Genomic DNA, 23,567 nt, shown 5'->3' with positions numbered 1-23,567 from the left:
ACTCGATCAGCGAGTTCGAAGTGGCAGGCTTGGCCTAAGAAGGCAATCGGCATTTTCGTGGCGATTATCGTCGTGATTTATGCACTGATTTTCTTCACTGGTGATCGCACTGCTACTGCGAAACTCGGCATCGACCTTCAAGGCGGTACACGTGTGACGTTGGTGCCTCAAGGCCAAAGCCCTACCGATGAACAACTTAGCCAGGCGCGTACTATTTTGGAGAATCGCGTTAACGGTATGGGTGTTTCCGGAGCAAGCGTGGTTACTGACGGTAATACCTTGGTTATTACTGTTCCAGGTGAAGAAACTTCACAGGCACGCGCTCTAGGACAAACCTCCCAGTTGCTATTCCGTCCGGTTTTGCGCACTGGAGTACCGGATTTGGAAAAAATTCTTTCAGTTGCTGAAGAAATGGCGAATCGCTGGGTTGAAGTAGGCGTAATTACCGCCGAAGAAGCTAATGCATCTTTGGCGCAACTAACTGCGACGCTTAACCAAGCGAATCAAGCTAGTGCTAGCACCAGTGATGCTGAGGGAAATAACACTGAAACTGAGGTTCAAGCAGATACCATTGCTACTCCTGAGGTAACTGCAAGTGCACCAAAAGAACCGTCAAACTCAATCGAATCAGAAGCGCTGCGCACTAAGGTGCTAGAAGTTTTGCACACAGATCGTCAGTCCACCGATGCTACTACACAGGTGGCAGCTAGTGCGCTTATGCAGTGCACTAATGATCAGCCTGATCCTTTGCAAGGCACAGATGATCCGGCATTACCTTTGGTTACCTGTGATCCATCACAAGGTGTGGCCTATATTCTTGACGTTGCTCCTTTGCTTATCGGTGAAACTGATGAAGAAAATGGTGCTCGACTTACCGGTAACGAGATTGATACCAACCGTCCGATTACTGGTGGGTTGAACCCTCAAACTGGTCAGATGGAGATTTCTTTCTCCTTTAAGTCTGGTGGCGATCACCAAGGTTCGGCAACCTGGGCGCAGTTAACTCAGCAGTACTTACAACAGCAAATCGCTATCACTTTAGATTCGCAGATTATTTCTGCACCGGTGATCCAATCTGCGACTCCAGTTGGCTCGGCTACCTCGATCACTGGTAGCTTCACTCAGCAAGAAGCTCAAGAGTTAGCTAATAATTTGCGTTATGGTGCATTGCCACTGAGCTTTGCTGGTGAAAATGGTGAATCAGGAGGAACAACAACTACCGTTCCAGCTTCGTTGGGCATTGCTTCGTTGCAGGCAGGACTTATAGCAGGCCTGGTCGGTTTGATCTTGGTTGCGCTTTATTCGCTTTTCTTCTACCGCTATTTCGGTTTGATCTCTATGTTCTCCCTGATTATGAGCTTTGTACTGGTTTATGGTGCATTGGTTCTATTGGGTCGTTGGATTGGATATTCACTTGATCTTGCCGGTATTGCGGGTTTGATTATCGGTATTGGTACTACCGCAGACTCCTTCGTCGTGTTGTATGAGCGTATTAAAGATGAAGCACGCGATGGTAGAAGCTTCCGTTCCGCAGTACCGCGTGGTTGGGATCGTGCTAAACAAACAATTGTCACTGGTAACGCGGTCACCCTCATTGCTGCAGTAGTGGTTTACTTCCTCGCTGTGGGTGAAGTTAAGGGATTTGCCTTTACTTTAGGGCTTACTACTGTATTTGATATTTTGGTTACCTTCTTGCTTACTGGTCCGCTAGTAATATTGGCTTCAACAAAACCATTTACCGCAAAGCCGGCATACAACGGTATGGCGAAGGTATTTAAGCTGGGCGAACAACGCCGTGCAGAACAAGCTGAAGCAGAAAAACTTCATGAAGAAGCAGCACACCGAGCAGTTCAAATTCAGAATTCTGAGGGTAGTACTGACAGCCTTGTGCCAGAAACCGTTGAGACAAAGACAACAGCTACGCTTGTGGCACCGACCCATACAGATCTAGATGAATCCGAGATCGAGCTAGAAAACAAGGATGAGGAGAAATAAATATGAACTCGGAATCTTCCTTGATGGATAAGCTTTATACTGGCGAAGGCGGTATTGACTTCGTTTCTCGTCGTAAAACGTGGTATCAGATTACAGCTGGCATTCTTATTGTGTGCATTGCTGCTATTCTTATTCGCGGATTCTCATTGGGTATTGATTTTGTTGGTGGCACCAGGATTACGATGCCGGCTGCAGATCTAGAAACCACCAGTGTGAGTGAGACTTTTACTAACGCAACTAATGTCGAACCAGAGTTAGTTCAAATCGTTGGTGCCGGCGATTCTCGTATCCTAGAAATTAATAGTGAGCTGCTCACGCAAGATCAGATTGATGCTGTACGAGTTGCTCTTTATGAGCAATATCAACCGCTTGGTGTTAACGGACAACCAACCCCAGATGCAATTGGTGATTCCACGGTGTCTGAATCGTGGGGGTCGACTATTACTACCCGGATGCTGATCGCTATGGCAGTTTTCCTGGTAGCAGTCTTTATCTATATTTCCTTGCGTTTGCAGCGGGAAATGGCGGTTGCTGCGTTAGGCGCACTTGGGGTAGATCTTGTTGCTATCGCAGGTATTTATGCATTAGTTGGTTTTGAAGTAAGCCCGGCGACTGTGATCGGTTTGCTTACGGTGTTGGCTTTCTCTTTGTATGACACCGTCGTTGTTTTTGACAAGGTGCGAGAAAATACCCTCGGTTATCTGGGCAATAAGCGAATTACCTATGCTGAGCATGCTAATTTGGCGGTCAACCAAACGGTAATGCGTTCTATTTCTACTACCGTGATTTCTGCATTACCAATCATTGCTTTGATGGTTATCGCAGTATGGTTGTTAGGGGTAGGAACTCTTAAGGATTTGGCGTTGGTTCAGCTTATCGGTGTGATTGAAGGAACCCTTTCTTCGGTCTTTTTGGCAACACCATTTTTGGTCAGTCTGAAGAACCGTAAGAAGGAAACCCGTGAACATACTAAAGAAGTACTTGCGCTTCGTTCCGGTGAAGTTGATCTTGTTGAATCTTCCAAACCTGCTGGACAAGATAAGCGCAGTGTTGTGCTTCCTGAAACCTCAGAGCAATCAACTGGTGCTAGCTGGCGACCAGGTCGTTAATATAGCTTAAGGTAAATACACTTAGTGTGATCTAGGATAAAGCGTTACGACGTTTATCGCAGTAGCTTGAAGTGCTTACGTATTTAAATATGTAAGCACTTTTTACGTTTTTATGGTGAACCCTAGTTATAGGCAAGATTAGTTGGAATAGGGGTAGTTCACTGCTAGTGTTTTCACCATTTATACTGAATTGAGTAAGTGTTACCCGATTCGTATTTATATGTGGTATTTCCTAGTATGTACGCAGGATAGATGCGTTCATCAGCATAGAGGAGAAAATGCGTGCCAAAGGCAAGTATTCGAAAACTGAGCGCATTGTTGTGCGCGCTGTCGTTGGGAATTGCTGCTTGTGGATCCGCAGATGAGAAAGCCCGAAATCCTAGTCATGGCCAATTTGGTTATGTTGTGAATTCTGCATTGGTAACAACTAATGCGGGCTCTTATATTGGGGCATCAACAGACGCAGTTCTATTGAGTACGCGTATTTATCCCAGTGCATATGTATTAGGACCTAAAGGTCAAATGATTCCTAATTCTGACCTCCTAACCACTCGGGTGCTACCTGGTATTCAGCAACAAGTCGTTTATACAATTGCGAATGACGCAGTGTATTCCGATGGACAACCAATTACGTGCGATTCTGTGCTACTAGCTTTTACTGCTGGTACCATGCCAGAACTTTTTGACTCTTATTTACCGCTGATGCAGCAGGTGGATAAAGTAAATTGCACTGCGGGCGCTAAAGTAGCCACGGTTGTGTTCAAAGATGGCTTTGGTTCTCGCTGGCGCCAACTTTTTGGTCCAGGTACTTTATTACCTGCACATGCGATTGCGGTTAAAGCAGGAATGAGCCTTGAAGAACTTAATCGAGCGCTGCAAGAAAAGGATACTTCTGCTTTAGAACAGGTAGCACAGATTTGGAAAGATGGTTTTAATCTTTCTGCCTTTGACCCTGAGCTACAGGTATCTGCTGGTCCCTTTAAGATTTCTAGCGTGGGTAGCCAGGGTGAAGTTGTGTTGGTACGCAATGAAAATTATTTTGGTGAAGCCGCTAATCTGGCTAGCTTGGTTGTATGGCCTCGCGGAACAGATATGACTGAAATAGCTGCAGCTGGCGATATACAGGTTGCTGATATTGATAACACAGAAAATATCAGTTGGTTTGATCGTGATGCAGTCGATAATCCTTATTCTGTTGTTGCCGAACCAGGTGTACAAACTGAATCTTTAATATTAGCCACTGCAGGTGTTTTTTATCAGCCAGAGAACCGCCGTGCTTTTGCTTCCTGCATGGATCGTATGTCTGTTGCCAAGATTTCTGCACAATACACTGGGGTAGCAGTACAACCAGTTGTAGCTAGAACAGTACGTTGGGCTGATCCTGCAATAGCTGGGATGAGTGATATTTTAGCTCCTTATCAGGAAATAAATCTTGAAGAAGCAAAGAAATTAAGCGGACAGACTATTCGCATTGGTTATGTTGGTCCTGATGAGCGCAAAGCAGCTATGGTGGAAGCTATTGCACGCAGTTGTGCAGCCGCTGAGATTACTGTGGTTGATGCCTCTGTAGAAGGATCAAATTTAGGCGAATTAAGCCGAACGCATGTCAGTCAGTGGGGGTATGAAACTTATACTGAGGGAACAATTGATGCCTTTCTGACAGAAATTGACCCTATATATGAGTTTGCTTCGGTTGCTGATCAGAGCACGGATTATGAAAAAACACGCGCTCATGAACAGGCCAGTTGGGAGCACATGGAAACAATTTCTTTGGCTACTCAACCACGAGTTTTCATAACTGAGAGGTTCGTGAGTAACGTAGTAGTAAATACAGACCGATCAGGTATTGGTTGGAACATGGATCGGTGGAAAGAAAATTAAAGGCCCGTCATAGATAATGATTCAAGATCTTACACTTACCCCTGCTCAGCAAGCTTTAAAAGAAAAAACTCGACTTGTTCCCGATTTCCCTGTCCCGGGAGTCCTTTTCGAGGATCTCACTCCCGTTCTTGCAGATGCTGATTCCTTTAAATTGCTTGTTGATGAGTTAACTCTCGCGGCTGAAAAAATGGGGGCAGATATGGTTGGCGGCTTAGATGCTCGGGGCTTTTTATTAGGCTCAGCTGTTGCTTATAAATTGGGTGCTGGTATTTTGGCTATTCGTAAAAAAGGTAAGTTGCCTCCGCCAGTACATACTCAGGAATACGCGTTAGAATATGGCAGCGCAGCCCTCGAGCTACCAGCAAGCTCATTAGACATTCAAGGCAAAAAGATTGTGCTTGTCGACGATGTTTTAGCAACTGGGGGCACCTTGGTCGCTGCGAAATCTTTGATTCAGCGTTGTGGCGCAGAAGTTGTAGGTTTTGCTGTGGTTTTGGAAGTTCCTGGTTTAGGCGGGCGTGATCGGTTGGCCGGAACTGAGCTTTTCGTCGTTAATGAGTAAAAAATGTGTTTGGCTGTGGGTAAAACTCACAGCCAATAATTAATGGGCGGATGTATTTGGCATTTTTGGGAAATGAACGACACCTAAGACGTGTTGGAAGTAGATACGTCGCCAATGAAAATTCAAGGAATTTGACCATATGACACAGGATAACCGCCCCGCGCGTCAGCAGTCTTCTGTGCGAAGCATGTCAGCGCGGCTTGCACGCAGTTTGACCGGTAATAGGGTCAAAATTAACCCAGTTTTGGAGCCGTTGTTAAGTATCCACCGAGAGTTTCATCCTCGTGCAGATGCTCAATTGCTAGAACGTGCCTATGAAACCGCAGAGCGTCTACATGATGGTGTGTATCGCAAATCTGGTGATCCATATATCACCCACCCATTAGCTGTAGCGACGATTGCTGCCGAAATTGGTATGGATACCACCACTTTGGTCGCTTCTTTACTACACGATACGGTTGAAGACACAGATTATTCCTTAGCTGATCTCACTGATGATTTCGGTGAGGAAGTTGCTCGACTAGTCGATGGTGTAACCAAGCTTGATAAGGTGGCACTAGGCGCTGCAGCAGAAGCTGAGACAATCCGTAAAATGATTGTTGCTATGGCGCAAGACCCACGTGTGTTGGTAATCAAGGTCGCTGACCGGTTACACAATATGCGTACCATGCGGTTCTTGCCGCCGGAAAAACAAGCGAAAAAAGCGCGCCAAACTCTCGAAGTAATTGCGCCACTGGCACATCGGTTGGGAATGGCCAGTGTGAAATGGGAACTTGAAGATCTTTCTTTTGCAATTCTGTATCCCAAAAAATACCAAGAAGTTGTACGCCTAGTGGCTGACCGAGCTCCTTCAAGAGATCGTTACCTTAAAGAGATTACCGGTCAACTTAACGCAGCTTTTAAAGAAAATCATATCCCAGCAGAGGTTATGGGACGACCAAAACATTATTGGTCTATTTACCAGAAGATGATTGTGCGAGGTAAAGACTTCGATGAGATCTTTGATCTGGTGGGAATTCGGGTTTTAGTCGATGCAGTGAACAATTGCTATGCGGCCATTGGTGTCGTACACTCGTTGTTCTCTGCAATGCCAGGGCGCTTTAAAGATTATATTTCTTCCCCGAAATTTGGTGTTTATCAATCCCTGCATACTACGGTTATGGGCGATGTGGGTAAACCTATTGAAGTACAAGTGCGTACCCATGAAATGCATTACAATGCAGAATTTGGTATCGCTGCCCACTGGCGATATAAGGAAACTAAAGGTAGCCATAAAGGCGAACAATCTGAAGTAGATCAGATGGCCTGGATGCGTCAATTATTGGATTGGCAAAAAGAAGCTGCTGATCCCAATGAGTTCCTTGATAGTTTGCGCTATGACCTAACAAGTAAGCAGATTTTCGTGTTCACTCCTAAAGGCGATGTGGTAAATCTGCCGGCAGATGCTACTCCAATTGATTTTGCTTATGCAGTACATACTGAGGTGGGGCATAGGTGCATTGGTGCAAAAATCAATGGCAAATTGGTTGCTTTGGAGTCAACGCTTAAATCTGGCGACAGAGTAGAGATTTTTACCTCAAAGGATCAAAACGCTGGCCCTAGTCGGGATTGGCAAGACTTTGTAGTCTCTCCTAGGGCAAAAGCAAAAATTAGACAGTGGTTTGCTAAAGAGCGTCGAGAAGAATATTTAGAGGCCGGTCGGGATGCTTTAGCTGCTGAGGTACAGCGCGGTGGGCTACCAATGCATCGATTGTTTAATGCTCAGTCGATGAAGGAAGTAGCCACTCAGCTGCATTATCCAGATGTTGACGCTCTTTATGCCGCGATTGGTGCAGGCAGCGTTACTGCTAGACATGTGGCACACCGTCTTATGGCGGCATTTGGAAATATCGAAGATGCCGAAGACACGTTGGTTGCACGCACTCCGTTTAGCGAACTGGTGACCTCAAAGCAAAAGGTATCGGATTCCTCCGGAATTTTGGTTGAGGGAAGCCCTGATGTGATGGCTAAGCTGGCCAAGTGTTGTATGCCAGTTCCTGGGGATAAGATTTTTGGTTTCGTTACTCGCGGTGGCGGAGTATCTGTGCACCGAGTTGATTGTACGAATGCGGAAAAACTTCAGGAAGAAACTGCCCGGCTGATAAATGTTTCCTGGGCTTCAGAAGACAAAACGACGGTTTTTGCCGCCACTTTGCAATTAGAAGCCTTAGACCGAAGCGGCTTATTGATGGAGCTTACTAGAGTTGTCAATGAGCAACGAGTTCAGGTGATCGCCATGAATTCGCATTCTTCTGATGATCATGTGGCAACAGTGCGTTTTACTTTCACTGTTTCTGATACTAAACAATTGGGAAGTTTAATGACTCAATTACGCAATACGGAAGGCGTTTTTGATGTTTACCGGGTAACCGCTGGGGGCTAAAGAAAAGAAAGTGGGAGTATAGATAGAAATATCTATACTCCCACTTTTTATTTTCAAAAATTATTACTTGAGGAAGTTCTGTAGCTTGCCGGTGAAGGTAAGCAGAGCAGTCGCAATACCAATGATGGTGCTGACAATGCTAGCCCAGGCAGCGATTTCTTTTACATCAAGGTTAGAAGAAGAACCTGAATCCTGTTTTTCTGCAGTGGTCTGAGTAGTGATTTCCTGAGTAGTGGTTTCTGCATGAGCAGGAACAGAAACGGTTGCACAGGTTAGTGCGGTTGCAGTTGCTACAGCTGCGATACCTTTACGAAGCGACATGAAATACCTTCCGAATTAAAAAATTTTTAGCATATGCTAAATGATTCGCCAGTTTAGCTTTAGTTAAAGATCTATGCAAAGATCGTTAGACTTATTTAAGAAAACAAATTGGCTTTCAGTACATACTGAAAGCCAATTGAATGCTCAAGTATTTCAAAAATTACTTGAGGAAGTTCTGCAATTTACCGGCAAAGGTCAAAGCGGCAGTAAGAACACCGATAACGGTAGAGATGATAGCGAACCAATCACGAAGCTTCTTGGTGTCAATCTTGCCCTTCTCATCGGAGGAACCAGCGGTGATATCAGAAGAACCGTTGGCAGAACCATTGTTCTTATCCTTGTCGGTGCTGCCGTTTGCGCTGCCGTTATCTGGTTTTTTCTCTTCTTTCTTTTCTTCAGCAGCTGTAGTTTCAGTTGCTGCTTCTTGAGTGGTAGTAGTCTCGGTGGTGGTCTCCTGAGCGTAAGCAGGAACTACGCCGGAGAAGGAAACAGCGGTTGCAGTAGCGACTGCAAGCAGTGCTTTGCGGGAAACGAGCTTCATAAGTGTAAATCCTTAAATTTTAAGGGGCGAATATTAAGTTCTCGAGTCACTTTAACCTAAGTCAAATATGTGTGCAAGTGTTTTCATGGCTTCTATTTCATCCTGTGAATTTCTTGATAATACGGTGTGAGGTGCACTTTTCTACTAAAAACATTTCTACGTAGAATTATAGAGAACTTAATACTGAAAGTCAGTGTTGTTTATTTTCTTTTATTTTAATAGTTTAAAACGTTTGCATTAGGGTGCGTTAAGGAAGGAAAGCGATAACTAAAATAAATCCTCTATGGTGATTTTTCACGTCGACAAGCATGTAGTTATTTGCTACGGATAAAAGTAAGAAAGATTGCCAACGGGTTATCAGCTTTCTTATGTGGATAAAAAGAAACTGGTCTGATTCTGCTATCACAACAGAACCAGACCAGCTAAAACTACTCGTTAGTGCAATTAAATAGCTTCTAGGTAGTAAATCTTCTTAGGAAGTAACGGATACTTTAGTAATGCGTACTTCTTCCGCAGGGCTGCCATCTCCGCCACCATTAGCGGTTCCCTTATCAGCAATAGCGTCAAGGGTGTTCAGGCCAGAATCGGTAACCTGGCCGAAATAGGTGTAGGAAGGAGCAAGTGGGGAATCCTGGTAGTTGAGGAAGAATTGTGAACCGTTGGTATCGGCACCAGCGTTAGCCATAGCGATAGAACCACGTGGGTAGGTAACCGGGGTGGAAGTATCTGCGGCCTCATCGGTGGGGTATTCATTAGCGAAGGAGAATCCTGGGCCACCGGCACCAGTGCCGGAAGGGTCACCACATTGGAGAACAAAAATGCCTGAAGTGGTCAAACGGTGGCAAATGGTGTCATCGTAGTAGCCATTGTTGGCAAAGTGCTCGATCGCATTAACCGTACATGGAGCAACACTACGATCAAGCTCCATAGGGATGTCACCTTGGTTGGTGGTCAAAGTAACCGTCACAGTGCCCTTTGTAGAGATATTTTCAGTTTGTGGCTTGGAAATCTCTTTAGAGGCGGTGCCAGCATCTGGGTAGCTACAGCTAACGGTATCGGCAAGTGGGGTCTCACGGGTAAGCGACAATGTCTTAGAATCCGCAGACCGAGTAGTAGAGGTGGTGGATTCTGCGGTGACGTCTTCTTCGTTAGTGTTTGTCGCGGCAAAATAGATACCGCTTACGATAACGAGAAGGGCGACTGCCGCTGCTGCGGCAACACCGAGTGGTTTCGTTTTTTCCGCGCGGTCACGAGATTTAATCTCTTTGTCGAGGCTGCGCATAGCGTCCTCGCGGCGTTGCTTATTCGTGCTCACCTTTTTCTAAGCCCTTCAATAATCTGATGCAATGAAAACGTGGTCAATTGTAACTAATAAAAGGTAAAAAATTGCATTTACGCTGTGCACTGAGACTAATGGGTAAAAGCTTTGGTGCATGTGATGAAGTGAAATAAATGAACCGTATGTGTAATTATGCACTGGGAAACAAAATAAATGCTGGTATAAGTGATCGTCGATAAGCAATTATAAAGGAATGTTTTACCTGCTTATTGCCTATATTTCTAAAATGGGTTTTATCGTTAATCTGATATTTTTGCCGGCAGAGACACCTATGGCGCACCTATGAAGCTTTAGCTATTGTGGTCGTCATGAGTGAAATTCTTTTTAAAGGTGAACCAACTGAAACCTCTGGTGATATCCCAGCAGTAGGTGAGATGCTTCCTCGGTTTGAATTGCTACGCACGGATCTTTCCGAAGTAACCAATGAAGATTTTGCTGGAAAGCGCATTGTGCTTAACATTTTCCCTTCGGTAGATACCGGTGTATGCGCCCAAAGCGTGCGACGTTTTAATGAGCTAGCTTCTGATCTTGACGATACAGTTGTTGTTTGTGTTTCTATGGATCTTCCTTTTGCACTCGCTCGTTTCTGTGGTGCAGAAGGTCTGGATAACGTTGTGGCAACTTCGGCATTCCGTGCTTCTTTCGGTGCTGATTATGGGCTAGTTTTGGCTGGTTCACCACTTCAAGGATTGCTAGCACGTAGCGTTATTATTGCTGATGGTTCGGGAAAAATTGTGTATACACAGTTGGTTAATGAAATCACTGACGAGCCAGATTACGATGCTGCTTTAGCTGCGCTGGCTTAAAGAAGACCATGAAATAGACGCTATGAGTTGAAAGGACGAGTCAAGTAAAGACTCGTCCTTTTTCACGTTATGCTGTAGTTTATGGAGATTCTTGGTTTTGCTGCAGGGCCATATAAAACAAATTGCTACCTGGCTATTGCGGATAAAAAAGTTACTGTCATTGATCCGGGTATGCACGCAGCTGCACATATCGACCGTCATCTCCTAGATAATGACTTGATATTAGAGCAGATCATACTTACTCATGGGCATATTGATCACACTCGTGATGCCGGAACCTTAGCATTAAAACACCAGGTTCCGGTTTATATACACCCCGCTGATGAGTTTATGCTTGCTGCTGGTGAAGGGGTTTCTCCGGAATCTCAAATACTTTTCGACGCTGCACATATGACTCCTATTAAGCAGCTGTTTCATCTTAACCACGGGGAGCATATTAGTTTAGGGGAGCAAAAATTTGAGGTTCGTCATGCTCCCGGGCATTCACCAGGTTCTGTGTTATTCGTAAGCGACGAATTTTGTTTTTCTGGTGACGTTGTCTTTAAAGGATCGATTGGACGTACTGATTTGGCTCAAAGCAACCCGAAAGATATGCAGCGCAGCCTGCAAGAACAAGTGCTCACCCTTGATGATCGTCTACAAATACTTCCCGGACATGGTCCGATTACCACAATGCGTGCTGAACGCATGACTAATCCATTTCTCCGCTAGGATACTTATCTGTGAGTGAGACAAAGAAGATAACAACGTTTTCTGCCCCCAAGGGCGTTCCTGACTACCTGCCACCACACTCTGCTGAGTTCATTGCGGTACGCGATAGTTTTGCCCATCAAGCGCATCTGGCAGGCTATGAGCACATTGAGCTTCCAGTTTTTGAAGACACTTCTTTGTTTGCACGCGGTGTAGGCGAATCTACCGATGTGGTAAGTAAAGAAATGTACACTTTCGCTGACCGTGGAGATCGTTCTGTTACCTTGCGCCCGGAAGGAACCGCCGGGGTTATGCGGGCAGTTATTGAACATAATCTTGATCGGGGTCAATTGCCGGTCAAGTTAAACTACTATGGCCCATTTTTTCGTTATGAGCGCCCTCAATCAGGTCGGTATCGGCAGCTTCAGCAAGTAGGCGTTGAGGCAATTGGCATTGATGATCCAGCCTTGGATGCTGAAGTAATTGCTCTAGCAGACCACAGCCTTAAAGCTATCGGATTAACTGGTTATCGGTTGGAGATAACCAGCCTCGGTGACGATACTTGCCGGCCAGCATATCGAAATAAGCTGCAAGAATTTCTCTTTGCGCTGCCGTTAGATGAAGAAACTCGTAAACGTGCAGAAATCAATCCTTTACGGGTACTTGATGATAAACGAGCCGTAATGAAAGAAATGACTGCTGATGCACCGCTTATGCTTGATCACCTTTCTGTGGAAAGTCGTGAACATTTTGAAACTGTTACCGGCATGCTCGACGACCTAGGTGTGGCATATGTCGTCAACCCTCGCATGGTGCGCGGTCTCGACTATTACACCAAGACAACTTTTGAGTTTGTCCATGATGGTCTTGGTGCTCAATCGGGTATCGGCGGCGGTGGGCGTTATGACGGCTTGATGTCACAGCTTGGTGGTCAGCCGCTCTCGGGTATTGGTTATGCTCTGGGGGTAGACCGCTGCTTATTAGCATTACAAGCAGAAAATAAAACTGTTACTGATGGTTCGCGGGTTTCTGTTTTTGGTGTGGCATTAGGTGTAGCAGCAAAACGAGAAATGGTGAAACTCATCGACACTTTACGGCAAGCAGGAATCTCTGCTGATATGTCCTATGGTGATCGTGGCTTAAAAGGTGCGATGAAAGGTGCTGATAGAGCTGGTGCTCGCTTTGCTTTAGTACTTGGCGATCGGGAACTAGAACACGGCATTGTGGCAGTTAAAAATTTGGTTGAACATGCTCAAGAAGATATTGCCCTGGTCGATATTGTTGCTGCTCTTTTAGCGAAGCTCTAGTTTTTTTAACTAGAGCTTCCTAGTGCTTCGCTAGGTTTAGCATTCTGGCAGGCTGACGGGGAATCCAAGATGAACTGCCAGCCCACCGGTGGCGGTTTCTTTATATTTGGTGAGCATATCGTGACCAGTATCGGCCATCGTTTTAACAACCTCATCAAGACTTACCCGATGTGTGCCAGTAGAAAATTGGGACATACGCGCTGCATTAATAGATTTCATCGCGCCGATAGCATTGCGTTCGATACAAGGAATCTGTACTAGACCGCCTACTGGATCGCAGGTTAAACCGAGATTATGTTCCAAACCAACTTCAGCGGCGTGCTCTACTTGTTCTGGTGTACCACCAATAAGCTGGCATAATCCAGCAGCAGCCATGGCAGAGGCACTTCCGACCTCGCCCTGGCAACCAACTTCAGCACCAGAGATTGAAGCATTTTCTTTAATAATAATGCCAATAGCAGCTGCGGCGAGGAGGAAATCTCGGTGGCTATGGCTAGTAAAACCAGGCAGGAAATCTCTAGCGTAATGCAAGGTAGCTGGGATAATTCCGGCAGCACCATTGGTAGGAGCAGTTACTACTGCACCTCCAGCAGCATTTTCTTCATTTACGGCTAAAGCATAAAGATTAACCCACTCCATAGCCCACAGTGCGTCGGTGGCAAGATCTCTATTACCGCTAGAAAGACGGGCATACATTTCTGGAGCTCGGCGTGCCACATTCAGACCGCCAGGAAGAATCCCTGTGGTTTTTAAGCCATCGGTGACACATGTACGCATGGTTTGCCACACACGATCAAGATGGGTAAAGACGATATCTGGGTCGTGATGTAGCGCAAGTTCATTAGCTAGCATAAGTTCAGGGATGCTGAGATTATGTTGATGGCACAGCTTAAGAAGCTCAGCACCGGTTTTAAATGGATAAGGCAGCTTTGTAGAGGTATCGTCGATAGCTCCTGTTGGGTTTATTTCTTTGGCGCGAAGTTGTTCGCGTCGTTGACTAGCAGTCACAATAAATCCGCCGCCAACAGAGAAATAGACCTCGGGATCACCAATTCGTGTTCCATTGGCATCGAAAACAGTAAATGTCATCCCATTAGGATGCGAAGGCAAAGCAATCGCGTCGAAAATAAGCCGATAGGAGATCTCTCCACGCGGACCAGAAATAGTACCGGTGGTTGGTATATCGCTGCCAAATTCTGGTTGGGCATTTCTAGGCACATCAGTGGGAGTAAAACCAGCAAGTCCGAGTAAAGTTGCTCGGTCAGTACCATGGCCAACTCCAGTAGCAGCCAATGAACCATGCAAGGTAACCGCAATAGTGTGGGAAATATATTCCGGGTGTAGCTCTAAGAACTCATAGGCGGCACGCATAGGGCCAACTGTATGAGAAGAACTAGGACCAATACCGATGCTAAATAAGTCAATTACGCTGATGGGCACTGCGAAAACGATTCCTTTGGGGTGAATAATGGGGGCTGGTCTTTGGCGACATAATACACGAATCGCGGGCTAACGTTATAAGACGTTATAAGAGTTGTCTACCTAGGGTTAGCTCGTTTTCTACTATCAGGTAATTGATATGGGGCGGTTTATTTCACTACCGGGATAACTGAGCGAAAGTTCTTCTTAGCGAAGATACTTACCAATTATTGGTTTATACATGTATTCATTATCAGATGAATTAGTCAAGAGTTGTATCAGAAGGAATAAGCAGGCTTACTAATTCGCTAGCGGCACGATCAATACGTGAGTCCAGAGCAGATTGATATTCTGGTGTTTTATCTGATGGGGTCACTAATACTGCGGTAGGAACAATCGCTGCGCGCAAATATGCGAAGAGAGGACGTACTGCATATTCTAAAACGAGAGCATGGCGTAAGCTTCCAGCATTGCTTGCAATAATAACTGGCACCTTGATCAAGGATTGTGGATCAAGTACATCAAAGAACATTTTGAATAATCCGGAATAACTGGCTTGGAAAACCGGAGTTACTGCAATGAGTGCATCAGCCTGAGTTACTTTATCAATGGCTTCCTGAAGTTTTTTGCTAGGCGTTGTGCAATCAATAAGCATATCGACAAGATCATGTCCGAGATCTTTGAGCTCAATCAGGTAGATAGTGGTTTGCTCATTGTGTGTGCTTAAGTGTTGTTCAACACGGGCGGCAATAGCTTCACCTAATTTTCGCGAGCTTGATGGATTAGATAAACCAGCATGAACGATAGCAATAGTGCGCATAGAAAGTATTTTATCGACGGATATTAAGCTTAGATAGCTGGTGGATTAATAGGATTGGTACCATATTTACAACCGTTAAGAAAGATAGTTAGTAGAACTTGTTTACTCGTTGCATCTTCTGGTGATGCATCAGATGGATAAAATAATTGTGCGGTATGAATAATCATCAAGCCGTTGAAGAAACTGAGTGCACTAATACTATTGTGAACTAATCCGCTGTCATGGAAATGCTCAATTAAGTTATGAAAAAGCGTTATGGTTTGTTTTCTTTGTTTTTGTAGCTTATCGGTTAATGAATCAAAGTCAGCATAAATTAATAAGGGGAGTAGGGCATTGATACCGGTTTCTGGAAAATGGTGATTAAGCACTTGTAGTGCGTTAAGAGTACTTATTGAACCGGTCTTAATATCGTTAATGATTTTTTGAATAAGCGTATTCGTTTTATCTGCAACGTGGGAAAGTGCTTCTTCGAGAAGATCTGCGCGAGTAGGAAAATGTCGATATACCGTAGCTGTACCAACGCCTGCTTTTTTCGCTACCAGTTCTACGGTGAAATCGGTTCCTTGATTAATTAACAGGTTTGCGGTTGTTTCAATAATAAGTTTTCTTCGCCAGAAAGCATCGGCACGCATGGAAGTTAAACCCTCATTGTAGTGATAGTGAGGTGGTTGAAAATATGGATCACTTTAACACAAAAACTGAGAGTGTTTGCTATCACTTATCCTAAAGCTGATGTTTTCAATGTTGGTATGTTCTAGAAAAACTTATTCGTACAAGGTTTTATTTTGAGTATCCCACATTAAAATAACGAACTATGGACCGCACTCAATTTGCTCAATACCAGCATCAGGCTAACCTCATTAAAGAGATGCGGCAACGTGCTTATAATCTTTTTGAGAAACTATCGCATGAAGAAACAACAGCGCGGCTATTGGGGCAGATACAAGCAGGTGATGAGTCTGGCAGTATTCATCTTCTTGACCCAGCATTAGTTTATTGGCCTAATAATCTTTATGTACGCGCTGAATTTGCTGATTCGCCGGAAGTATTAAATATCTTGCAGGCTTTTCGACGTCATACTCAACAGATTGAATCTTTAGTAGAAGAAAGCGCTGGTGCCTATAGCGGATTTTTTCAGCGGCTAAGTCGAAGTTTTTCTGGTGGTTTTGATCAGAAAAAAGCCCAGAATGCAGCAGAGCAATTAGTTAATCTTCTTAACGACTACACCACACAGAATCTCTATCAGCAGGTCGCAGGAATCGTAAACCGTGCATTAGAGGTAGAAGGACAGCAAGCGCAGGGGGTAGCGCTTTCGGATAATGCTCTTGGTGTGCCACAAAAATATATTGATGCTGCGCATAAAGCTTTAATACAAGCAGTACGAGGTATAGATTATTCTCCGTTTGCTACAGCTAGTATTGATACGGTAGATCGGCTACATATTATTCCGGCACAAAATTTAGTGCGTCGTATTGTAGAACATCCTGCCTCAGTAGAATTTTTACAAGGACGTGCACAGGGGTTGCTGCAAGAATTATCACAGCAGCGAGCAATGATTTTATTGTCTGGGATGGACGTCGAAAAGCTCAAAGAAGTAACCAATGAGCGATTGCGTTTTAGCGGTCTTGATAGCATTGGAATTACCACTGTGGCGGAAGTCTATCTAGCTCATGAAGCGTTGTTACGGCAAGTATCTGGAATTGGTGAGCAAACGGCACAACGAATGAAAGCTGCTGCACAGTCGTTGTATGCTGAGGCACAGCAATCGGTGGGGAAAAATATTGGTGAAGAAAAAACTATCGAGACTGTAGAACTATTAACAGTTCTCGATAAATTTTCTCAGGCTAATCAGCTAGATGATCTACAACGTGAGCGTAGAGACCGATTGATTGCTTATTTTCAAGATTTTTCATCATCAATTACTGCAATTGGTGAACCATTTGTGGTGGTTAAGTTTGGGGAAAAATTCTATGATCAATTTATTGAAGATATTGCCTGGGCAAATGCGAGTCCAGAACTTTTCTTGCCGCGAACAGTTGTTGAATTCGAAGGTGATATCTGGCAGGACTATTTGGATCGCCCAGCGCATTATCAATCTTTACTAGCTGAACTTTTAGGCGCTGGTAGCAATAAAACAGGCGGTGAAAACCTCGATGAGGACACCCTAGAACAGATACGAAACCTGGTATTAGATCAGTCGTTGCTCAATGGCCTTCATCTGCGTGGCTATCAAAGCTTTGGTACGAAATTTGCGCTTGTTCAACGCAAAGTCATTATTGGCGACGAGATGGGTCTAGGTAAAACTGTACAAGCTATTGCTGCTGCAGCGCATATTCATGCTCAGAATAAACAGCCAATCCATACCGCAGTAGTAGTACCCGCCTCGCTCATTATGAATTGGAAACGTGAGTTAGAGAAGTTTTCTACCCTGCATATTTTTGTCGGACATGGAATAGACAAAGAAGTAGCTGTTCAAGCTTGGCGAGCACGAGGTGGGGTTATTATTGTTACCTACGATGGTGCACGTACTATGGATCTTGGCCATTGCGACATGGTTATTGTCGATGAAGCTCACATGATTAAAAACCCTGCGGCACAGCGCTCGCAGGCCGTTGCCGCACTGATTAAAGAAGCTGAGTATGCCATTTTAATGAGTGGTACTCCCATGGAAAATCAAGTATATGAATTTGCTAACTTGGTTAAATACCTTGACTCTGAATTAGGCACACTCAAAAAAGGGGTTATCCGCCCTACTGAGTTTAGAGCACGAATAGCGCCACTTTATTTGCGAAGAAATCAAGCAGATGTGCTTGATGAACTTCCAGAAAAAGTGGAGCATATAGAGTGGATTGAACTAAGCAGCGAGGATCAAAAAGAATATACGAAGGCTATTGCAGAAGGCAGTTGGATGCGCGCTCGACGTGCTACTTTATATGCGCCTAATCCAGGTTGCGCCAAGATAGAGCGTATCCGCGAAATCATTGATGAGGCACTGGAAGAAAATCGAAATGTGCTTATTTTTAGTTATTTTCGAGATTCCATTCTACGGTTAGCTCAGGAATTTGGTTCACATGTGGTTGGCGTTATCTCTGGTGAGGTGTCTCCGATTATGCGCCAAAAGTATGTTGATGCGCTTGGCGAATCTGGCAAAATTCTCATTGCTCAAATTGGTGCCGGAGGAGTAGGGCTTAATATCCAAAAAGCTTCAGTGGTGATTCTGGTCGAAACACAGGTTAAACCCACTATTGAAGATCAAGCTATTGCGCGCGCACATCGTTTGGGACAAATGAGCGTAGTAAACGTTTATCGCATAATCGGTGATGAAACTATCGACGAGCGGCTTTATGAACGCAATGTAGAAAAACGCAAGCTTTTCGACGCTTATGCTAGGCAATCTGATGCAGCGCATGTTGCTGATGCAGTAGATATTTCTGAAGCACAATTGGCACGAGAAATTATTACCGAAGAACGTATTCGCTTAGGACTAGAAAGTGATCTCGAGTTAGCTCCTATTGTGTTAACCGAAACAACCGATCACACAAGTGGATAAAACAGCATAAAAGTGAGCAGTAGTAGCTAAAAGTAGCTATCTGGTGTTCACCGCACTATGGTGAACACCAGATTATCGCGATGAGTCTAGCGGGTTGGTTAAGAATAAACGCCGCGGCCGAGAGTATCGCAGGAACTCATACGGCCGGAATTATAACCAGCTAAGAAAGCCTGCTGGCGTTGTTCGGAAGAACCATGAGTAAAGGACTCAGGCGAGACTTTATGTCCAGAACGGGTCTGAATATTATCGTCACCAACGGCACGGGCAGCATCAATAGCATCCTGGACTTGTTCTGTTGTAATTGGCTCCAAAAAGGCATTTTCACCTTTATCTGCGTAGTGTGCCCAAATACCGGCATAACAGTCTGCTTGCAGCTCTATTTTGACTGCATTGGAATCTTCACCTGGATCATTGTAGTTAGATAAACCAAGTGTTCCTTCCAGGTTTTGAATATGGTGTCCGATTTCGTGTGCAACAATGTATTCCTGTGCAAAAGCGGTGTTTTTAGTGCCGTATTTTGTTAAAGAATCAAAAAACGATACATCGAAATAAGCGGTGGTATCGCGGGGACAATAGAAAGGCCCAGTTGCGCTACTAGCCTGACCACAACCAGTAGCTACTGCGGATTGGAAGACATTAATCCCTGGTTCGGTATAGGTAATATTTGCTTGTGCTGGTAGCTGCTCACGCCAAATTTGATCCACGCTTAGGGCAGTAAATTCTACCCGACAATCGGCATGGGTATTAGCATCTTCACCAGTTTGACAGTGATCGAGATTGCCGCTGGTATTAGTAGTTTCATTAGTGGTACCTGAACCAACAATTTGTCCTAGATCGCTAGGATTGCCACCCATCAGAAGAAAAAGTCCTACTAAAACTAAGGTGCCAATACCGCCGCCAAGAGCGACGCGGCCACCGCTACCACCAGAAGTGGCACGGGAAGAAGTTTTTTGAATATCGCCTCTAAACGTCATAAAGCATATTCTGTCATAATACGTACGTAATTCTGTGTGTATGTGCTGGACAGAATACGGTTTTAGGCGTGGATTCTTTAGCTAAAAAGATAATCTGCCATGTTTGCTGGGTATCATAAGAGCAGCAGCGGAATTAAAAAATAGCTAAAATTCCACATAATTGGCGTAAAAACAGGTCTTGTGTGCGCAGTAATTTTATTAGGGTGTGGTTTTAAGCACTGTAAAGAGTTTTTACCTTGGCTTGAGATACAAAGATACCCGCTGTCTTCTTTTCACTTGGTGATCTGCGGTATCATGATGCAGTTGAATATCATCCATGACGTAGCCCTGATTTTTTCAAGCTGAACCGCTAAAAATTCTGGTGCTAATAGTTAAATGGGTGAGCAAGACGTGACTGTCGCGTTTTGGTGTCAAAGATTGGAAAGGACGAAGAGTTCGTGCTGCGCACTCATCTCGCTGGAGAACTCCGTAAGGACATTGCAGGCCAGACCGTAACCCTGACTGGCTGGGTGTCGAGACGTCGCGATCACGGTGGTGTGATCTTTATTGATCTGCGTGATTCCTCAGGATTGGCACAGGTCGTGTTCCGTGAGAATAAAGTCGCAGAACAAGCACACCATCTTCGTAGCGAATTCTGTGTAAAAGTAACTGGCGTTGTTGAACCACGCCCAGAAGGTTCTGAAAACCCTAATCTGGCTTCTGGTGATATTGAGGTTAACGTTAGAGAGCTAGAGGTGCTTAATGAGTCCGCAGCACTGCCATTCCAAATTGATGATGCTAGTGCAGTGAGTGGTTCTGGAGCCGTTGGCGAGGAAACTCGTTTGAAGTATCGTTACTTGGATCTGCGTCGTCCTGCGCAAGGCAATGCACTACGACTTCGCTCGCAGGTGAACCAAGCGGCTCGTAAAGTTCTCGGAAACCATGATTTTGTGGAAATCGAGACTCCAACCCTGACTCGCTCTACCCCAGAAGGCGCACGTGATTTCTTGGTGCCAGCGCGACTTAAGCCAGGTTCCTGGTATGCGTTGCCACAATCACCACAGCTATTTAAGCAGTTGCTTATGGTTGCTGGTATGGAGCGCTATTACCAGATTGCACGCTGCTACCGTGATGAGGATTTTCGCGCCGATCGTCAGCCAGAATTCACTCAGCTTGACGTAGAGATGAGCTTTGTAGATCAAGATGATGTGATTGCGCTAGCTGAAGAGATCTTAAGCGAACTATGGAAACTCATTGGCTACGAGATCAAGACACCTATCCCACGCATGACTTATGCAGAGGCGATGCGCAAGTATGGCTCTGATAAGCCGGATCTGCGTTTCGATATTGAAATTGTTGAATGCACTGAGTTCTTTAAAGACACCACTTTTAGGGTCTTCCAAAATGAGTATGTTGGCGCTGTTGTGATGCAAGGCGGCGCAGCACAGCCACGTCGCCAGCTCGATGCTTGGCAGGAATGGGCAAAACAACGCGGTGCCAAGGGATTGGCCTATATCCTCGTTGGAGAAGACGGCCAATTAAGCGGTCCAGTAGCAAAGAATATCTCTGAGACAGAGCGTGCAGGAATTGCTGAGCACGTGGGCGCGCGTCCTGGCGACTGCATTTTCTTTGCTGCTGGTGATACTAAGAGCTCTCGTGCTCTGCTGGGTGCTGCACGTGGTGAAATTGCTAATAAGCTTGGATTAATCAAAGAAGGCGATTGGGCCTTCACGTGGATTGTTGATGCGCCACTTTTCGAGCCATCAGCCGATGCTACTGCTTCTGGCGATGTAGCACTAGGTAACTCGAAATGGACCGCAGTACACCATGCTTTTACTTCGCCGAAGCCAGAATGGCTTAATAATTTCGAAGAAAATCCTGGTGAAGCTACTGCTTATGCTTATGACATTGTGTGTAATGGCAATGAGATCGGTGGTGGATCCATTCGTATTCATCGTCGTGATGTGCAAGAGCGTGTCTTTAAAGTTATGGGTATTACCGAAGAAGAGGCTCGTGAGAAATTTGGTTTCTTACTCGATGCTTTTGCCTTTGGTGCACCACCACATGGTGGCATAGCCTTTGGTTGGGATCGTATTGTATCGCTACTAGGTGGTTTTGATTCCATCCGTGATGTTATTGCGTTCCCGAAGTCTGGTGGTGGTGTTGATCCACTTACAGATGCACCAGCACCAATTCCGCTTGCGCAGCGTAAAGAAACCGGTGTGGATTTCAAACCTAAAAAGGTAAGCGAATAACGAAAACGCTGTAGGCAGACGTGGTGGTATACGTCGATAAGCACAGTAAGAGGATGGATTCTAAATGCTGTGCTTATTCCTGGCGTGTGTGTCCGGAGCATGAAAAACGGTGGGTAAGTTTCTAAGCTCGCACTCTGGATTAGGTATGTTTGCTAATTATGGACGTACCACATTGAGCCATACCACACATGTGATAACAATTATGAGTCTGCGGTTCTGCGCAGATACGGCGCATAATAATGTCAAGAGGAGACCTCAAGTAATAAAAGGTCGGTTAGCAAATGCGTCGTTCATATCAATCATTCGGTATTTATCTGAATGAGCGAAAGAGAGTTCTTTTATGAGCACCACCGAGAACAAGTCGGCAATGTCAGAACAATCTACCTCCGAGATCATCACAATCGCAGAAGATCTGCTTTCTCAGAGATTTGGTGGTACTCAACAACTTTCCGACGTAGAAAGCCTTAATGGGTCGGGTATCGCAACGGTGCTTCGCGCACGAGTAGCTCCTTCACCTTTTTTACAGCAGCGCTCCGTTGTTATTAAATACATGCCACCGACAGGTTTGCTTGTCGACGACACCGCTATCGTGCGCGAAATTGCGGCATACCAATTTACTACTTCACTTAGTGAGGAAGTACGTCCCGGTCCGGTATTGCTTGCTCATGACGCAGATAAGTCGATTGTCGTAATTACTGATTCTGGTGACGGTGATACTTTCTTTGATCTTTTAGACACTGATGATGCTGAATTACGCATATCAATTTTGCGTAATCTTGGGGAAGCCCTGGGAAAAATGCATGCCGATACGGCTAGTAAAGAGGAAGATTTTCTTATTTTACTGAAGCGAATGCTGCATAAATACCCAGAAGCAGCAAAAGTTAATGCTTTTAGAGAAGCCTTTTTAGTGCGAGCTATTGATGTTGGCCAGCATATTATTGAACAACAGGGCATTGAAGTGCCGCAGATTGTAAAAGACTTAGCTAAAAATTCTGCTCGTCGGTTGTTTTATGGTCAGCACCGAGCATTTACTCCCTTTGATCTTTCACCAGATAATATTATCGTTGCCGAACGCACGCATTTCTTAGATTATGAATCGGCTGGTTTTAGAGATGCCACCTTTGATATTGCGTGCGTTATTTGTGGTTTCCCGCAATTTTTGTTCTCTCGTCCGATCCAAGATGATGAAGCAGATGTTTTTATTGATTCCTGGGTCAATGAGGTCGGTAAAATTTGGCCGAATGTTAATAATCTCACCCGTTTGCATATTCGTATTACTACTGCAATGATCGGTTGGGCATTTTCTTCAATAACTTTAATGCTTGCTGGGCTAGTAGGCGACACATTCGAAGATGACTATATTAAACGCCAGGCTGATGATTTTGATACTGATGACCTGCTTACACAATTTTCGGATGCCAGTAAACAACTCTTTGATACCACAGATGATTCCCGCGAAGAATTAGTTTTAGTGCGTAATGATCTAGTAGAAACGTTTGAAAGCATTGAGCGCTTTGCTGCTAGGGGTTCCGATACTAAACTGCCGGCAGTTGCACAGTTTGCCCGCAGGATGGTTGACGTACTTGATAGCTAATAC

Annotated in this window: 18 protein-coding genes; 11 read left to right on the top strand and 7 right to left on the bottom strand. The window is 44.9% G+C overall.

Annotated features, from left to right (window positions below):
* Nucleotides 1–45: 45 nt before the first annotated feature.
* The 5 genes from secD to UL82_RS05685 all read left to right on the top strand — a co-directional run bounded on the left by secD (nt 46) and on the right by UL82_RS05685 (nt 7,969).
* The gene (secD, locus tag UL82_RS05705) at nt 46–1,995 is read left to right on the top strand and encodes a protein translocase subunit SecD (RefSeq protein ID WP_407921689.1); all 1,950 of its coding nucleotides are present in this window, start codon (nt 46–48) and stop codon (nt 1,993–1,995) included.
* 2 nt (nt 1,996–1,997) lie between these two features.
* Nucleotides 1,998–3,104 carry a protein translocase subunit SecF gene (secF, locus tag UL82_RS05700; RefSeq protein ID WP_046439580.1) on the top strand — a complete coding sequence of 369 codons (1,107 nt, stop codon included), beginning with the start codon at nt 1,998–2,000 and terminating at the stop codon, nt 3,102–3,104.
* Nucleotides 3,105–3,386: 282 nt separating this feature from the next.
* The gene (locus UL82_RS05695; protein WP_232009528.1) at nt 3,387–4,985 is read left to right on the top strand and encodes an ABC transporter substrate-binding protein; all 1,599 of its coding nucleotides are present in this window, start codon (nt 3,387–3,389) and stop codon (nt 4,983–4,985) included.
* A 16-nt stretch (nt 4,986–5,001) separates the two neighbouring features.
* Nucleotides 5,002–5,547 carry an adenine phosphoribosyltransferase gene (locus UL82_RS05690; RefSeq protein WP_046439578.1) on the top strand — a complete coding sequence of 182 codons (546 nt, stop codon included), beginning with the start codon at nt 5,002–5,004 and terminating at the stop codon, nt 5,545–5,547.
* 139 nt (nt 5,548–5,686) lie between these two features.
* Nucleotides 5,687–7,969, top strand: a complete 2,283-nt coding sequence (locus UL82_RS05685) for a RelA/SpoT family protein (RefSeq protein WP_046439577.1) — start codon at nt 5,687–5,689, stop codon at nt 7,967–7,969.
* A 63-nt stretch (nt 7,970–8,032) separates the two neighbouring features.
* Here UL82_RS05685 and UL82_RS05680 read toward each other — a convergent pair whose 3' ends face one another.
* From UL82_RS05680 to UL82_RS05670, 3 genes are all read right to left on the bottom strand, one after another.
* Nucleotides 8,033–8,290 (bottom strand): hypothetical protein, encoded by a 258-nt coding sequence (locus UL82_RS05680; RefSeq protein ID WP_046439575.1) that lies wholly within the window; start codon nt 8,288–8,290, stop codon nt 8,033–8,035.
* A 160-nt stretch (nt 8,291–8,450) separates the two neighbouring features.
* Nucleotides 8,451–8,831 carry a hypothetical protein gene (locus UL82_RS05675; RefSeq protein WP_046439573.1) on the bottom strand — a complete coding sequence of 127 codons (381 nt, stop codon included), beginning with the start codon at nt 8,829–8,831 and terminating at the stop codon, nt 8,451–8,453.
* Nucleotides 8,832–9,303: 472 nt separating this feature from the next.
* Nucleotides 9,304–10,146 carry a peptidylprolyl isomerase gene (locus tag UL82_RS05670; RefSeq protein WP_046439571.1) on the bottom strand — a complete coding sequence of 281 codons (843 nt, stop codon included), beginning with the start codon at nt 10,144–10,146 and terminating at the stop codon, nt 9,304–9,306.
* 332 nt (nt 10,147–10,478) lie between these two features.
* Here UL82_RS05670 and tpx point away from each other — a divergent pair, with 332 nt between their 5' ends.
* The 3 genes from tpx (at nt 10,479) to hisS (ending at nt 12,973) form a co-directional block, all read left to right on the top strand.
* Nucleotides 10,479–10,976, top strand: coding sequence for a thiol peroxidase (gene tpx, locus UL82_RS05665; RefSeq protein WP_046439570.1), 498 nt, complete (start codon nt 10,479–10,481; stop codon nt 10,974–10,976).
* Nucleotides 10,977–11,057: 81 nt separating this feature from the next.
* A complete protein-coding gene (locus UL82_RS05660; RefSeq protein ID WP_046439568.1) occupies nt 11,058–11,687 on the top strand; it encodes an MBL fold metallo-hydrolase in 630 nt (209 codons plus the stop codon).
* Nucleotides 11,688–11,698: 11 nt separating this feature from the next.
* Nucleotides 11,699–12,973, top strand: coding sequence for a histidine--tRNA ligase (gene hisS / locus UL82_RS05655; protein WP_046439566.1), 1,275 nt, complete (start codon nt 11,699–11,701; stop codon nt 12,971–12,973).
* Nucleotides 12,974–13,009: 36 nt separating this feature from the next.
* Here hisS and UL82_RS05650 read toward each other — a convergent pair whose 3' ends face one another.
* From UL82_RS05650 to UL82_RS05640, 3 genes are all read right to left on the bottom strand, one after another.
* The gene (locus UL82_RS05650; protein WP_046439564.1) at nt 13,010–14,413 is read right to left on the bottom strand and encodes an L-serine ammonia-lyase; all 1,404 of its coding nucleotides are present in this window, start codon (nt 14,411–14,413) and stop codon (nt 13,010–13,012) included.
* A 241-nt stretch (nt 14,414–14,654) separates the two neighbouring features.
* Nucleotides 14,655–15,212 carry a CE1759 family FMN reductase gene (locus tag UL82_RS05645; RefSeq protein ID WP_046439562.1) on the bottom strand — a complete coding sequence of 186 codons (558 nt, stop codon included), beginning with the start codon at nt 15,210–15,212 and terminating at the stop codon, nt 14,655–14,657.
* Between the two features lie 29 nt (nt 15,213–15,241).
* Nucleotides 15,242–15,844 (bottom strand): TetR/AcrR family transcriptional regulator, encoded by a 603-nt coding sequence (locus UL82_RS05640; RefSeq protein WP_046439560.1) that lies wholly within the window; start codon nt 15,842–15,844, stop codon nt 15,242–15,244.
* A gap of 182 nt (nt 15,845–16,026) precedes the next feature.
* Here UL82_RS05640 and UL82_RS05635 point away from each other — a divergent pair, with 182 nt between their 5' ends.
* Entirely contained in the window at nt 16,027–18,762 is a 2,736-nt protein-coding gene (locus tag UL82_RS05635; protein WP_046439558.1) for a DEAD/DEAH box helicase, read from the top strand.
* Between the two features lie 98 nt (nt 18,763–18,860).
* On the opposite strand, the gene ypfJ is transcribed toward UL82_RS05635, so the two are convergent.
* A complete protein-coding gene (gene ypfJ / locus UL82_RS05630) occupies nt 18,861–19,736 on the bottom strand; it encodes a KPN_02809 family neutral zinc metallopeptidase (RefSeq protein ID WP_046439556.1) in 876 nt (291 codons plus the stop codon).
* A gap of 437 nt (nt 19,737–20,173) precedes the next feature.
* Here ypfJ and aspS point away from each other — a divergent pair, with 437 nt between their 5' ends.
* Entirely contained in the window at nt 20,174–21,970 is a 1,797-nt protein-coding gene (gene aspS, locus UL82_RS05625) for an aspartate--tRNA ligase (RefSeq protein WP_046439554.1), read from the top strand.
* 340 nt (nt 21,971–22,310) lie between these two features.
* Nucleotides 22,311–23,564: a phosphotransferase gene (locus tag UL82_RS05620; RefSeq protein WP_046439552.1), complete on the top strand. Its 1,254-nt coding sequence runs from the start codon at nt 22,311–22,313 to the stop codon at nt 23,562–23,564.
* Nucleotides 23,565–23,567: the final 3 nt, after the last annotated feature.

This window comes from Corynebacterium kutscheri, assembly GCF_000980835.1.
Lineage (GTDB): Bacteria > Actinomycetota > Actinomycetes > Mycobacteriales > Mycobacteriaceae > Corynebacterium > Corynebacterium kutscheri.
The sequence above is the reverse complement of the archived record's forward strand: the minus strand, read 5'-3'. Positions and strand labels throughout refer to the sequence as shown.

What these genes read in the sequence shown, in the direction of transcription:
- UL82_RS05685 (WP_046439577.1), top strand. Translation starts at nt 5,687, where the DNA reads ATGACACAGGATAACCGCCCCGCGCGTCAGCAGTCTTCTGTGCGAAGC.
- UL82_RS05660 (WP_046439568.1), top strand. Translation starts at nt 11,058, where the DNA reads ATGGAGATTCTTGGTTTTGCTGCAGGGCCATATAAAACAAATTGCTAC.
- UL82_RS05635 (WP_046439558.1), top strand. Translation starts at nt 16,027, where the DNA reads ATGGACCGCACTCAATTTGCTCAATACCAGCATCAGGCTAACCTCATT.
- UL82_RS05675 (WP_046439573.1), bottom strand. Translation starts at nt 8,831, where the DNA reads ATGAAGCTCGTTTCCCGCAAAGCACTGCTTGCAGTCGCTACTGCAACC.
- UL82_RS05645 (WP_046439562.1), bottom strand. Translation starts at nt 15,212, where the DNA reads ATGCGCACTATTGCTATCGTTCATGCTGGTTTATCTAATCCATCAAGC.
- UL82_RS05680 (WP_046439575.1), bottom strand. Translation starts at nt 8,290, where the DNA reads ATGTCGCTTCGTAAAGGTATCGCAGCTGTAGCAACTGCAACCGCACTA.
- UL82_RS05640 (WP_046439560.1), bottom strand. Translation starts at nt 15,844, where the DNA reads ATGCGTGCCGATGCTTTCTGGCGAAGAAAACTTATTATTGAAACAACC.
- tpx (WP_046439570.1), top strand. Translation starts at nt 10,479, where the DNA reads ATGAGTGAAATTCTTTTTAAAGGTGAACCAACTGAAACCTCTGGTGAT.
- ypfJ (WP_046439556.1), bottom strand. Translation starts at nt 19,736, where the DNA reads ATGACGTTTAGAGGCGATATTCAAAAAACTTCTTCCCGTGCCACTTCT.
- UL82_RS05620 (WP_046439552.1), top strand. Translation starts at nt 22,311, where the DNA reads ATGAGCACCACCGAGAACAAGTCGGCAATGTCAGAACAATCTACCTCC.
- UL82_RS05690 (WP_046439578.1), top strand. Translation starts at nt 5,002, where the DNA reads ATGATTCAAGATCTTACACTTACCCCTGCTCAGCAAGCTTTAAAAGAA.
- secF (WP_046439580.1), top strand. Translation starts at nt 1,998, where the DNA reads ATGAACTCGGAATCTTCCTTGATGGATAAGCTTTATACTGGCGAAGGC.